At 66.1% G+C, this 13,431-nt stretch carries 11 protein-coding genes; 3 read left to right on the top strand and 8 right to left on the bottom strand.

The genetic code is table 11. The annotated features are described in order from the left end of the window. Positions 1 to 136: 136 nt before the first annotated feature. A complete protein-coding gene (locus ACYJP6_RS08020; protein ID WP_459474519.1) occupies positions 137 to 1,672 on the bottom strand; it encodes an acetyl-CoA hydrolase/transferase family protein in 1,536 nt (511 codons plus the stop codon). A gap of 1,032 nt (positions 1,673 to 2,704) precedes the next feature. Then, complete coding sequence (locus ACYJP6_RS08015) at positions 2,705 to 4,156, bottom strand: anion permease (RefSeq protein ID WP_459474518.1); 1,452 nt, start codon at positions 4,154 to 4,156, stop codon at positions 2,705 to 2,707. A gap of 340 nt (positions 4,157 to 4,496) precedes the next feature. On the opposite strand from ACYJP6_RS08015, the gene ACYJP6_RS08010 reads away from it, so the two are divergent. Further along, entirely contained in the window at positions 4,497 to 5,021 is a 525-nt protein-coding gene (locus tag ACYJP6_RS08010) for a gamma carbonic anhydrase family protein (RefSeq protein WP_459474517.1), read from the top strand. 743 nt (positions 5,022 to 5,764) lie between these two features. Here the strand turns inward: ACYJP6_RS08010 and ACYJP6_RS08005 are convergent. The 3 genes from ACYJP6_RS08005 to ACYJP6_RS07995 all read right to left on the bottom strand — a co-directional run bounded on the left by ACYJP6_RS08005 (position 5,765) and on the right by ACYJP6_RS07995 (position 8,419). Continuing rightward, a complete protein-coding gene (locus ACYJP6_RS08005; RefSeq protein ID WP_459474516.1) occupies positions 5,765 to 6,688 on the bottom strand; it encodes an SdiA-regulated domain-containing protein in 924 nt (307 codons plus the stop codon). Positions 6,689 to 6,758: 70 nt separating this feature from the next. Then, positions 6,759 to 7,664 (bottom strand): SdiA-regulated domain-containing protein, encoded by a 906-nt coding sequence (locus tag ACYJP6_RS08000; protein WP_459474514.1) that lies wholly within the window; start codon positions 7,662 to 7,664, stop codon positions 6,759 to 6,761. 89 nt (positions 7,665 to 7,753) lie between these two features. Then, a complete protein-coding gene (locus ACYJP6_RS07995; protein ID WP_459474513.1) occupies positions 7,754 to 8,419 on the bottom strand; it encodes a fumarylacetoacetate hydrolase family protein in 666 nt (221 codons plus the stop codon). A 225-nt stretch (positions 8,420 to 8,644) separates the two neighbouring features. Between ACYJP6_RS07995 and serA the strand changes: the two genes are divergently transcribed. After that, positions 8,645 to 9,874 (top strand): phosphoglycerate dehydrogenase, encoded by a 1,230-nt coding sequence (gene serA, locus ACYJP6_RS07990; RefSeq protein ID WP_459474512.1) that lies wholly within the window; start codon positions 8,645 to 8,647, stop codon positions 9,872 to 9,874. Positions 9,875 to 10,114: 240 nt separating this feature from the next. Here the strand turns inward: serA and rpiA are convergent, their stop codons facing one another. Next, positions 10,115 to 10,789, bottom strand: coding sequence for a ribose-5-phosphate isomerase RpiA (gene rpiA, locus ACYJP6_RS07985; protein ID WP_459474511.1), 675 nt, complete (start codon positions 10,787 to 10,789; stop codon positions 10,115 to 10,117). 128 nt (positions 10,790 to 10,917) lie between these two features. Here rpiA and ilvA point away from each other — a divergent pair, with 128 nt between their 5' ends. Further along, positions 10,918 to 12,432: a threonine ammonia-lyase, biosynthetic gene (ilvA, locus tag ACYJP6_RS07980; protein ID WP_459474510.1), complete on the top strand. Its 1,515-nt coding sequence runs from the start codon at positions 10,918 to 10,920 to the stop codon at positions 12,430 to 12,432. Positions 12,433 to 12,670: 238 nt separating this feature from the next. Here the strand turns inward: ilvA and ACYJP6_RS07975 are convergent, their stop codons facing one another. Next, a complete protein-coding gene (locus ACYJP6_RS07975; protein ID WP_459474509.1) occupies positions 12,671 to 12,907 on the bottom strand; it encodes a hypothetical protein in 237 nt (78 codons plus the stop codon). A gap of 105 nt (positions 12,908 to 13,012) precedes the next feature. Then, the gene (locus ACYJP6_RS07970; protein ID WP_459474508.1) at positions 13,013 to 13,411 is read right to left on the bottom strand and encodes a hypothetical protein; all 399 of its coding nucleotides are present in this window, start codon (positions 13,409 to 13,411) and stop codon (positions 13,013 to 13,015) included. Between the last annotated feature and the right edge of the window lie 20 nt (positions 13,412 to 13,431).

The following is a 13,431-nucleotide window of genomic DNA, read 5'->3' as shown; positions in this document are numbered from 1 at the left end:
ATTGTCGGCTGGGAATCCGACAAGGCAGCTTTTTACACAGCACGCTGGCAAAAAGTCACAATTAGTTGCAGATGGGCGACGGACGGCAGGGATGGCGGAGCGAAAGGGCGCCCGAGAGGCCTCGGGCGCCTTGTTTTCAGTCGTGGGCTTCCTGGGCAGCGGGGCCGAGCATGCTGCCGGTGACCAGGTAGCGCTCGTGCCAGGCCAGGGCTTCGGGCAGCAGGTGCGGCGTATGCTTGCCGTGGCTGCCGGCCAGGGCGCGCTCGAAGTAATCCTCCAGCGCCGGGCGGAAACTCGGGTGGACACAGTGCTCGAGAATGGCCCGGGCGCGCTGCTTGGGACTGAGCATGCGCAGGTCGGCCAGGCCCTGGTCGGTGACGATCACCGCGACATCGTGCTCGGTGTGGTCGACGTGGCTGACCATGGGCACCAGGGTCGAGATCAGGCCGTTCTTGGCCGTGCTCGGCGCCATGAACACCGACAGATAGGCATTGCGGGCGAAGTCGCCGGAGCCGCCGATGCCGTTCATCATCCCGGTACCCATCTGATGGGTGGAGTTGACGTTGCCATAGAGGTCGGCTTCGAGCATGCCGTTCAGGGCGATGCAGCCCAGGCGGCGCACCAGTTCCGGATGATTGCTCACCCCCTGCTGGCGCAGGATGATGCGCGTGCGCAGCGACTCGGCGTGTTCGAGGAAGCGCTCGATGCCCACCGGGCTCAGCGAGAAGGAGGTGGCCGAGGCCAGTTCCATCTTGCCGCTGATGAGCAGCTCCAGCATGCCGTCCTGGATGACCTCGGTGAAGGCGGTCAGGCCTTCGAACTCGCTCGCGGCCAGGCCCTGCATGAAGGCGTTGGCGATATTACCGACGCCCGACTGGATCGGCAGCAGGTTGGCGGGAATGCGGCCCTGGCGCACCTCGAACCTGAGGAAATCCAGCAGGTGCCCGGCGATAGCCTGGGAGGCGGCGTCCGGTGCCTTGAACGGGCTGTTGCGGTCGGGGGCGTCGGTTTCCACCACGGCCACCACCTTGTCCAGCGGCACCTCCAGGTAGGGCGAGCCGATGCGGTCGCCGGGGTGTTCCAGCGGGATGGGCGTGCGCCGGGGCGGCAAGGCGCCGTCGGTGTAGATGTCGTGCATGCCGTCCAGGGCATCGGGCTGCCAGCGATTGACCTCGAGGATCACCGCGTCGGCCATGTCCAGCCAGGTCTTGTTGTTGCCTACCGAGGAGGAGGGCACCAGCCGGCCGTCCTCGCGAATGGCAGCGATCTCCACCACCGCCACGTCGATCTTGCCGAAGAAGCCGTAGCGCACCTTTTCCGCCAGTTGGCCCAGGTGGATGTCCATGTATTCCAGGCCGCCGGCGTTGATGCGGCTGCGCAGCTCCGGATCGGACTGGAAGGGCACCCGCAACTCGATGCCATCGACCCGCGCCAGGGCGCCGTCCAGCTCCGGTGCGGTGGACGCGCCGGTCAGCACCTTGATGCGAAAGGGCTCGCCGGCGCCGTGGCTGGCGGTGATGCGCTGGGCCAGGGCGCCGGGCACGGCCTTGGGATAGCCGGCCCCGGTAAAGCCGCTCATGCCCACGGTCATGCCGTGACGGATGAATTGGGCGGCCTGCTCGGCGCTCTGGCGTTTGGCAGCGAAGCCGGGGTGGCTAATACGGTGGGACATGACGACCTCTGCGGGTGTTATCGAAAGCACACTAAGAATGTGGATTCTACGCCGAAGGGATGCTTAGGTCCCTAAGCAAAAGGTCGGGTGGTGGGGAAAAATTTTGGGGAGTGGGGCTTAGGTTGGGTTGCGCGATAGCGAAGCCCAACGCTTTGGGCTTTTATCAATCCCTAGGCGGATTACCAGTTTTGCAGGTTGGGTTGAGCGATAGCGAAGCCCAACATTGCCCAAGCCAACCATCTTCTCGGTGTCCCAGATGATTATCGAGTTTTGCTGGCACTTCTTGTTTCGCTCTCCCGAGCGACTCACTTTTTTCAGTCGCGAAAAAAGTAAGCAAAAACGCTTGCCCCAATCATCCGGCCTTCCGCTTCGCTCCAGATTCGCTCACGCCAGCGCCGTTCCGGGGTCGGCCTACACGGGCCGTCCATGGCCCGTTAGGCCTCTCGCCGCATCCCTGCGGCTCGACCCACTCCACGACACTGGCGTTCGCCCTCCTGAACGGGGCGATTCGCCAGCCTGAAAGTGTTGGTTGAATAACCCGTAACCCGTAACCCGTAGCGTGGACAACGGCGAAGCCTTGTCCACAGGGATCGGCATTACGCGCCAGTGGAAAACGCTGCGCGGTTTTCCACGCTACGACCTCTGAACTCGTAATTCCCAGGCTTGCGCCCCGCCCCGTCAGTGAGGCCGAGTGCAGGTGTCGCGGAGGGGGTATGCGAGGCAGGACGCCGAGCAAGGCGCGAGGGGCAGGAGGCCCCTTCGTGCCGGGCCCCCGGAGCGGCGCCGGAACGAGGGGACCCGGAGCGCAGCGGAGGGCCGAAACGTGGGGCAAGCGTTTTTGGTTACTTTTTTGGCGAATGCAAAAAGTAACTCGCCCGGGTGGGCGAAACAAAAGCCCTCAGAGCACTCGATAAACAGCTAGGGCACCCATAACCCTAATCCGTTGGGCCTCGCTATCGCTCAACCCAACCTACGCCGATCCGCCCGGATCACCACGACCCGGGCGTTGGGCATCGGAAGCCCAACTACCCCTCACGCCACCATCAGGATCCACGGCACCCCGATCCCCAGCAGTACCAGCAGGAACAGCGCCCCGAAGATCGTCCCCAGCCGCCAGTAGTCCGCGCTGGGCAGATAGCCGCTGCCGTAGTACACCGGGCTGGGCCCGGTGCCGTAGGGGGTGATGATCCCCATCAGGCCCAGGGACGTGCCCAGCAGCAGGGCGAACACCGGCAGGTCGATGCCGGGGATGCCCATGCCGGCGGCCAGCATCACCGGCAGCAGCGCGGTGGTGTGGGCGGTGGAGCTGGCGAATAGGTAGTGGGCGAGATAGAAGACCACCACCAGCACCACCATGGCGGTACCGGCATGGAAGCCGCCCAGGTGGCCGGCGACCCACTGGCCGAACCAGGCGACGAAGCCGACCCGGGTCAGGCCGTCGGCGAGGGCGACCAGGGTGGCGAACCAGGCGAAGGTGTTCCAGGCAGCCTTGTTGCCCAAGGCGTCATCCCAGGTGATGACCCGCAGCAGGAGCATCAGCACGATCACCAGGATGCCTACCAGCGCCGGGTCAGCCCAGGCGGCGCCGAAGATCCACAGTGCCAGGGCGCCGATCACCAGGGCCAGCAGCAGCTTCTCGTTGCGCGTCAGCGGACCGAGTTCGGCCAGTTCCTTGGCCGCCCACAGCGGCACCTGGTCGTTGCGCTTGATCTCCGGCGGATACAGCCAGTAGGCCAGCAGCGGCAGCAGGGCCAGCAGCAGGATGCCCATGGGCGCGGCGGCGATGAACCACTGGCCCCAGCTGATGTGCACCTGGGCGGTCTTCTCGATCAGGGCGGCGGCCAGCAGGTTGGGCGCCAGGGCGGTGAGGAAGAGGGTGCTGGTCACGCAGGTGGAGGAGATCGCCACCCACATCAAGTAGGAGCCGATGCGCCGCGCGCTGGGGTCGTTGGGCTTGGAATCGTAAAGCAATGGCAGGTTGCGGATCACCGGGTAGACAGTGCCGCCGCTGCGTGCGGTGTTGGACGGGGTGAAGGGCGCCAGGGCCAGATCGGCCAGCATCACCGCGTAGCCCAGGGTCAGGGTCCGGCGGCCCATGGCCTTGACCAGCAGCAGGGCGATGCGTCGGCCGAGGCCGGTCTTCTCGTAGCCCAGGGCGAACATGAAGGCGCTGAAGATCAGCCAGACGGTGTTGTTGGAAAAGCCTGCCAGCCCCCATTTCAGCGCCTCCTGGGGCGCACGGAAGCCCGGCGTGGCCAGTTGCGCCGGGCTGAACAGCACCCAGGGCGCCAGCAGCGCCGCGAGGGCCACGCCGATCAGGCCGATCACCGCGCCGGGCAGGGGTTCGAGGATGAGGCCCACCACCACCCCGGCGAAGAGGGCGAAGTACAGCCAGGCATGGCCGGGCAGGCCGTCCGGGGCGGGCAGCAGCGCCAGCAGGCCGGTGACGGCGAGGGGTAGCAGGAATTTCCAGGTGGTACGCATCGGGCTCTCGCAGATTCCGGTGGTCTGGGGACGCCGGCCGTGGCCGGGGACGAATGACGGCTGGCGTGATGTCCCTGTCAGCCGTGGCCTCGCGCGTCGCTCTCCCTGCCTTGGCGCCGTCAGCGGCAGCAAGCTTTGCAAAGGCCGGACGGCTTTCCCAGCGCCTTGGCCGTGGTCATTCGTCGCAGCCTGGCGCCCTTAGGTTCCCGCGCCATTCTTTCGCTATCGAGAATGACTTGCAACAACCAGGCGGGCTCTCGTCGCCTTGGATTGCACCCGGGGCTCGGCCCGGCGAACAATCAGGCGTTCCGCCAATGACAACAACACGAGGACGAGCAGCATGAAATACCGCCTGGGAGAACAGCGAGTCGAGGCCCATCCCCAAAGCTGGGTCGCGCCCACCGCCGCGGTGATCGGCAAGGTCCGCCTGGACGAAGGCGCCAGCGTCTGGTTCGGCGCGATACTGCGCGGCGACAACGAGCTGATCCACATCGGCCCGGACAGCAACGTGCAGGACGGCGCCGTGCTGCACACCGACCCCGGTTCGCCGCTGACCCTGGGCCGCGGGGTGACCGTCGGCCACCAGGCCATGCTGCACGGCTGCGAGATCGGCGACGGCAGCCTGATCGGCATCCACGCCGTGGTGCTCAATGGCGTGCGTATCGGCCGTCACTGCCTGGTGGGCGCCAACGCCCTGGTCACCGAGAACATGGTGATTCCCGACGGCTCCCTGGTGCTCGGCTCGCCGGCCAAGGTGGTCCGCACCCTGAGCGAGGCCCAGCAGGCGCAGCTGGCGGCCAATGCCCAGGTCTACGTGGCCAATGCACGGCGCTACCTGGAGGAGTTGTTCGAGCAGGGGGAGTAGGGGGGGCGCTTGGCGGAGGTGATAGGAAGGGCAGCGGGACGCCCCCTCTCCCTCAGGGAGAGGGCTGGGGTGAGGGTAAAGCTGCTCAGGTCGCTCAGGTTTGTTGGGCTTCGCTGTGCTCAGCCCAACCTACAGGGGAGATGGGGCGCCGTGGCTTCGTGCCAGGCGTGCCCTCACCCCAACCCTCTCCCAAGGGGAGAGGGGGCTGTCCGCACAGTCTTTTGACTCCAGTGGCTCGGGCAGGCTCGTAATCAGCTGTCGTCCCCCATCCGCTGGCGCCGGACCATCCCCTCTTCCTCAGGGAGAGGGCTAGGGTGAGGGTAACGCCGCTCCAGTGGCTCAGTTTTGTTGGGCTTCGCTATCGCTCAACCCAACCTACAGGAGAGATGGGGAGCCATGGCTTCGTGCCAGGCGTGCCCTCGCCCCAACCCTCTCCCAAGGGGAGAGGGGGCCATTTGAGCAGGCGTTTGGCTCCCTTTGCGCAGGTGGGTTCGCAATCAGGAGGCACCTCGCCACCGTCTGCGCCGGAACACCCCCTCTCCCTCCGGGAGAGGGCTGGGGTGAGGGTAAAGCCGCTCAGGTCCAAGCTTGTTGGGCTTCGCTATCGCTCAGCCCAACCTACAGGGCAGGTGTAGCGCCCTGGCATTCGTGCCAGGCGCGCCCTCACCCCGACCCTCTCCCAAGGGAGAGGGGGCTGTCCGAGCAGACTTTTGGCTCCAATTGGCGACCAGTGAGCATCTACCTCACGGCTTCTCGAAGCGATAGAACAGATTCGGCTCGCTGACCACGTAGAGGCGGCCCTGGTCGTCCATGGCCACGCCTTCGGCCTGGGGTACGCTGCGGGTGAGGCCGTGCTGGCCGCGCAGCAGTGACAGCGAGCTGACCGGCTGGCCGTCGTCGCCCAGTTCCAGCACCAGTCGCGACTGGTCGGAAAGGGCCAGCAGGTGGCCGGTACCGGGGTCGAATTGCAGGCTGGAGAGGTCGCGCACGAACAGCCTTCGATCGCGCTGGGGATCGCTGCGCAGCGACAATGCCTGCAGGCCTTCGAAGGCCTCGCTGCCGAGGCCGTCGATCTCGTAGATGCGTACCGGATCGCTCTCCTTGGCGACGAAGAAGCGCTGGCGGGCGGCGTCGTAGGCCAGGCCCTCGTTGCCGCGGTTGTCGCCTTCCACGTCGCTGAGGCTGAAGGGATGGCTGACGCTGCGGTCGTCGATGTCGACCTCGCGGGTGTCGGCGCCGATGCGGACGCGCACCAGGCGTTGGCGTCGTTCCTCGCTGATCATGTAGACGCCGGGCGAGATGTACTCGATGGCTTCGGGATCGCTGAAGCCCTTGAGATCGATCTTGCGCAGCAGCTTGCCGTCCAGGTCCAGTTCGAGAAAGCGCGCCGGCTTGTTCGTTACGCTGACCAGGGTGCGGCGATCCGGATCGAAGCTCAGCGCCGAGACATCGGTGATGCCCTCGCCGATGGGCCGCGCCTCGATGGTGACCCGATAGGCCGGCAACCACAGCGACCGGGCCTGGCGGGTCTCGGCGTGCAGCTGGCTCTGGACGTTGAACCAGAGTCGCTCGAACAGGCGGTGCTGCTGGGCCACCAGCGTCAGGGCCAGCAGCAGGGCAGCGCCCAGCAGGGCACCGATAAGGCGGAGGGGAAACAGCGGAAGCATCGTCAGGATCCTTTGACAGGAATGCCGCGCAGCCTAAGGGGGCCACCCTGAATTCAAGCTGAATAGCCGCTCATTGCGCCGGCTTGGACACCTTGCGAAACACGTGGAAGAGATTGGGTTCACCGATCATGTAGAGATTGCCGGCCTCGTCGAGGGCCACGCCTTCCGGTTGTTCCATCGTCGCCTCCAGGCCGTGCAGGCCGCGCCTGAGGCTGATGAAGCTGACCGGCTGGCCGTCGGCGGTCAGTTCCACCAGGGTGTGGGACTGGTCGGAGAGGGCCAGCAGGTGGCCGGTGCGCGGGTCGACCGCCACCGCGGAGTAGTCGATCACCAGTTGTTTGGCCGGGAAGGGTTCGAGCTTGCCGGTGATGCCGCGGCCGTCGCTGGCCAGGGTAAAGAGGGCGGCCGGATCGCGTTCCTTGCTGAGGATCAGCCGCTTCCGCGCGGGATCCCAGGCGATGCCCTCGAAGCCCTTGTTGCCAGCGTCGGGAAAGCCCAGGTCATGGTGTTCGAAGGTAGCGGCATCGAGTTCCTGGGCGTCATCCGCGAGCCTGAACAGCGACAGCCGCCGCTGGCGCTCGTCGACGATGGCCAGGCGACCGTCTTCCAGGGCGGTCACGCCCTCGAGGTTGGACACGTTACGGATCGGGAGGCGCCTGAGGATGTCGCCGGTCAGGCTCAGCTGCACCAGGTAGGGGGTGCTGCCGGTGACGGTGAAGAGGGTGCGGGTACGCGGATCGTAGGTGAGGTCGGAGGTCTCGGCCTCGGCCAGGCCCGGCAGCGGCTTGCCCTGGATCACCGCCTGGTAGTCCGGCAGCCAGACGGACTGGGCGCGCACCTCCGCCGGGGTTCGCGATTCCTGCCACCAGAGCAGCGCCCGGTCGTTCCAGTGCCAGAGAACGCTGAGGACGACCAGTACCAGCAGGACGAAGGCGGGTAACAGGCGGAACAGGAGGAGGCGGGGGAGTCTGGACATGCTGGCTCGGACGGCTTCTTGTTAGAGAGTCGCCGCGGACCAGACGCACCGTCGCCTGGCACCTGCCAAGCGACGGTGGGGAGCCGGGTTTATAGCACGCGCGTTTCGAAGCGGCTAACGTCGGGAAGCTCCAGCACCAGGTCATCGCCCACGTTGAGCGGTCCGACACCTACCGGCGTACCGGTGAGGATGACGTCGCCCGGTTGCAGGGAGAAGTGCCCGGCGATGGTCTGGATTAGCGGCAGGATGGGGTTGAGCATGTCGCGGCTGTTGCCGTCCTGGCGGACCTCGCCGTTGATGGTCAGGCGCACCGGGATGTCGGCCAGGTCGGCATAGGTATCGCCCGGCACGAAGGGCGCGAGTACGCAGGCGCCGTCGAAGCTCTTGGCGATTTCCCAGGGATAGCCCTTTTCCTTGAGCCGGCTCTGTACGTCTCTCAGGGTCAGGTCGAGGGACGGGGCGAAGCCGGAGATGGCATCGCTTACCTCCTCGGCGGAGGGCTTCTTCGACAGCGGCTTGCCGATCAGCACGGCGATCTCGGCCTCGTAGTGCACCGAGCCCTGGTCGGTGGGGATGGGGAAACCCTCCGCCACCGGCACCACGCAGCTGGCCGGCTTAATGAACAGCAGGGGCTCGGTGGGAACCGGGTTGTTCAACTCCTTGGCGTGCTCGGCATAGTTGCGGCCGATGCAGACGACCTTGCCCAGGGGGAAGTGGATCTTGGTGCCGTCGAGGTACTGGTGCTGATAGGCCATCTTGTGCTCCTGGTGAGTGGCGTCCGCTGGCGATCTTAACCAAAAGCGGCCGTCGCGGGGCGTTGCTGGTCGCAAGGCGCTCATGGTCGCGCTGAGAAAGCTTCAGGTCGCAATCGGACCTGCAACAGGCGACGCATGTTAAGATGGCGACCCTTTTCGCCGCTGGCTGCCCTGGCCTGCAGCGCGGCGGCATCCTTCTCCCTGGAAACTCTGGATTCAACGCAGATGAGCAAGACTTCCCTCGACAAGAGCAAGATCCGCTTCCTTCTCCTGGAAGGCGTCCACCAGTCCGCCGTGGATATCCTGAAGTCCGCGGGTTACAGCAACATCGAGTACGTCGTCAGCTCCCTGCCGGACGCCCAGCTCAAGGAGAAGATCGCCGACGCCCACTTCATCGGCATCCGCTCCCGTACCCAGCTCACCGAAGAGGTGTTCGACTGCGCCAAGAAGCTGGTCGCCGTCGGCTGCTTCTGCATCGGCACCAACCAGGTCGACCTGCAAGCGGCCCGCGAGCGCGGCATCGCCGTGTTCAACGCGCCCTATTCCAACACCCGTTCGGTGGCCGAGCTGGTGCTGGCCGAAGCCATCCTGCTGCTGCGCGGCATCCCGGCCAAGAACGCCTCCTGCCACCGCGGCGGCTGGATCAAGAGCGCGGCCAACTCCTTCGAGATCCGCGGCAAGAAGCTGGGCATCATCGGCTACGGCTCCATCGGCACCCAGCTGTCGGTGCTGGCCGAGGGCCTGGGCATGCAGGTGTTCTTCTACGACGTCATCACCAAGCTGCCCCTGGGCAATGCCCAGCAGGTCGGCTCCCTGACCGAGCTGCTCGGCATGAGCGACATCGTCACCCTGCACGTGCCGGAAACCCCCGCCACCCAGCTGATGATCGGCGAGCGCGAGATCCGCGCCATGAAGAAGGGCGGCATCCTGATCAACGCCGCCCGCGGCACCGTGGTCGATCTCGACGCCCTGGCCGCGGCTATCAAGGACGAGCATCTGATCGGCGCCGCCATCGACGTCTTCCCGGTGGAGCCGCGCTCCAACAACGACGAATTCGTCTCGCCGCTGCGTGGCCTGGACAACGTCATCCTCACCCCGCACATCGGCGGCTCCACCGCCGAGGCGCAGGCCAATATCGGCCTGGAAGTGGCGGAGAAGCTGGTCAAGTACAGCGACAACGGCACCTCGGTGTCCTCGGTCAACTTCCCCGAAGTGGCCCTGCCGTCGCACCCGGGCAAGCACCGCCTGCTGCACATCCACCAGAACGTGCCGGGCGTGCTGTCGGAGATCAACCGCGTCTTCTCCGAGAGCGGCATCAACATCTCCGGCCAGTACCTGCAGACCGACGAGAAGGTCGGCTACGTGGTGATCGACGTCGACGCCGAGTACTCCGACCTGGCTCAGGAGAAGCTGCAGAACGTCAAGGGCACCATCCGCTGCCGCGTGCTGTTCTAAGCCTCGAGGTTGCATGAAAAAGCCCCGGTCGGGTTCGCCTGACCGGGGCTTTTTTGCTTTCGTGCTGGCTGAGGTTTCATCGCGGCCATGGGCCGCTCCTACAGGGGTGATACTTTTGTAGGAGCGGCCCATGGCCGCGATAAACGCCGTAGCGTGGATAACGGCGCAGCCTTATCCACTGGCCGTGCATGAGCTCACCTGTGGAAAACGCTGTCGCGGTTTTCCACGCTACGGCTTTGCTTAGCTTCGCTCCAACCGCTCCACACCCTGCGCGGTGCCCAGCAGCAGGACGTCCGCCGGGCGGGCGGCGAAGAGGCCGTTGGCGACCACGCCGACGATGTTGTTGATCCTGGCTTCCAGGCCCACCGGGTCGACGATGTGCATATTGTGCACGTCGAGGATGACGTTGCCGTTATCGGTCACCACGCCCTCGCGGTATTCCGGGTCGCCGCCCAGCTTCACCAGCTCGCGGGCCACGTGGCTGCGGGCCATGGGGATGACTTCCACCGGTAGCGGGAATTCGCCGAGGACGTCGACGCGCTTGCTGGCGTCGGCGATGCAGATGAATTTGCGCGCCACGGCGGCGACGATCTTCTCGCGGGTCAGGGCCGCGCCGCCGCCCTTGATCAGGTTGAGGTGGCCGTCGGCCTCGTCGGCGCCGTCCACGTAGAATTCCAGGTCGCTCACGCCATTGAGGTCATAGACGGTGATGCCGTGGCTCTTCAGCCGGTCGGCGGTGGCCTGGGAGCTGGCCACGGCGCCGTCGAATTCCAGCTTGTGCTTGGCCAGCAGGTCGATGAAGAAGTTGGCGGTCGAGCCGGTGCCCACGCCGACCACGCTGTCGCGGGAGAGCTGGGGGAGGATGAGGTCGACCGCGGCCTGGGCGACGGCCTGCTTGAGCTGGTCCTGATTCATGGGGGGTATCCGCAGAGAAACGGGTGGAGGGTCGCCGATTATAGCCGCTCGGACGGCTTGGCTAACCTACCCAGGGGTGCCCGTAGTAGACTTTTCGCCCCCGCCGCACCCACCGGATCGCCCCGCCGATGCTCGAACAGTACGTGAAGAAGACCCTGCTCGCCCCCGTCTACGACGTGGCGATCGAAACGCCCCTGCAACCGGCGCGGGCGCTGTCCGAGCGGCTCGGTTGCCAGGTGCTGCTCAAGCGCGAGGACCTGCAGCCGGTGTTCTCCTTCAAGATCCGCGGCGCCTACACCAAGCTGGCCAGCCTCTCGACCGCGGAAAAGGCCCGCGGGGTGATCGCCGCCAGCGCCGGCAACCACGCCCAGGGCCTGGCCCTGGCGGCCCGTGAGCTGGGTGTGCGGGCGATCATCGTCATGCCGCGGACCACCCCCGAACTCAAGGTCATCGGCGTGCAATCGCGCGGTGGCGAGGTGGTGCTGCATGGCGACGCCTTTCCCGATGCCCTGGCCGAGGCCTTGCGCCTGGTCGAGGAGCAGGGCTATACCTTCGTGCCGCCCTATGACGATCCCGACGTCATCGCCGGCCAGGGCACCGTGGCCATGGAGATCCTGCGCCAGCATCCCGGTCGCCTGGACGCCATCTTCGTCCCCGTGGGCGGCGGCGGCCTGATCGCCGGCATCGCGGCCTACGTGAAATACCTGCGCCCCGAGATCAAGGTCATCGGTGTCGAGCCGGACGATTCCAACTGTCTGCAACAGGCCATGGCCGCCGATGAGCGTGTGGTGCTGCCGCGGGTAGGGCTGTTCGCCGATGGCGTGGCCGTGGCCCAGATCGGTCACCACACCTTCGAGATCTGCCGGCGCCATGTCGATGAGGTGATCACCGTCAGCTCCGACGAGATCTGCGCGGCGATCAAGGACATCTACGACGACACCCGCTCCATCACCGAACCAGCCGGCGCCCTGGGCGTGGCCGGGATCAAGAAATACGCCGAGCGCGCGGGCTCGGCTGGCCAGGTGCTGGTGGCCATCGATTCGGGTGCCAATATCAACTTCGACCGGCTGCGGCACGTAGCCGAGCGCGCCGAACTGGGCGAGCAGCGCGAAGCCATCATCGCCGTGACCATCCCCGAGCGGCCGGGCAGCTTCCGCGCCTTCTGCGAAGCCCTGGGCCGGCGGCAGATCACCGAATTCAACTACCGCTACCACACCGGCGAAGAGGCCCATATCTTCGTCGGCGTCCAGACCCATCCCCAGCGCGATCCGCGCGAGGCCTTGCTGCAGGGCCTGCGCGACCAGGGCTTCCCGGTACTGGACCTGACCGACAACGAACTGGCCAAGCTGCATATCCGCCACACCGTGGGTGGCCACGCGGCGCGGGTCGGCCAGGAGCAGGTCTTCCGCTTCGAATTCCCCGAGCGTCCCGGGGCACTGTTCGATTTCCTCGAACGCCTGGGCGGGCGCTGGAACATCAGCATGTTCCACTACCGCAACCATGGCGCAGCGGATGGCCGGGTGTTCGCGGCGCTGGAGGCCAGCCAGGCCGAGCGTCCCGAGCTGCTGGTGACCCTGGATGCCATCGGCTATCGCTATTGGGATGAGACGGAGAATCCGGCGTACCGGTTGTTCCTGGGGTGAGATGTGGTGGGGTGTTGGGCTTCGCTGTGCTCAGCGCCAACCTAAGGTGGTATCCGGGTAGGGTGGATAACGGCGAAGCCTTATCCACCATTGGCAGTGGATCCTGTCAGTGGCAAACGCTACGCGGTTTTCCACGCTACGGAGCCTAAGCGCCCCCTCTCCCTCCGGGAGAGGGCTGGGGTGAGGGCGACTAGACGCCAGAAGCCAATCTGTTGGGCTTCGCTGCGCTCAACCCAACCTACGAGAGCAGGGCCTCGACCTCGATAGCCGTCAATCCATGCACTTCAGCCTGGCGCAGGATGGCTGCAGGCTGCGCATCGGCGGGGGGCAGGGCCAGGCTGTTCTCGGCGTCGGCGCGGAGACGTTCCAGCAGTTCGAGGGCGGCCTGGTGCGGCGCGAGGGTGACTTCGGCGTGCTCGACCTCGAGCTGGCGGGCTTCGCCGTCCTTGCGGTAGTGGATGAGCGAAAGGGGCATGGTGGCGGCCTCGGGCGGGATGTCTAGGACAGACCTAGCCGGGCGCTCCGCCGTTCCGGCCCGCGCCCGGTTCGCCCTCTCGCTCTCGCTCTCGCGCCGGGCTGGTTATTGGGCCGCAGCGGCAGCGGCCGGCAACTGCAACTGGCGCCGGATATCGGCGTCGAGCAGTTGCACCCATTTGTTGTAGTTGCGATGGATGTGCTCGCCGTCGTAGTCGAGGCCGGCGCTGTCGCGGTAGCGGATCTGGTAGCCCTTGGTGCTGTAGGGGATGTCGACCCAGGCCTGGTGGCGGCCGCGTACCAGGATGCTGGCGACCACCAGGCCGGGACTCTCGTCACCTACTGTCCAGCCGCGGCGTTCGAGGGTCTCGACGATGGCACGGCGCACGTCGGCAGCGTTATGCACCTGGTCGGTGGGGAAGACTTCCTGCGGCGTCACCAAGGGCGCATGGGTGCAGGCGGCCAGGCACAGCAGGCCGAAGACGAGAAACAGGCGACGCAACATGGAAGAACCTCCTGGGGTGG

The sequence above is a fragment of the Pseudomonas sp. No.117 genome, from assembly GCF_054558395.1.
The sequence above is the reverse complement of the archived record's forward strand: the minus strand, read 5'-3'. Positions and strand labels throughout refer to the sequence as shown.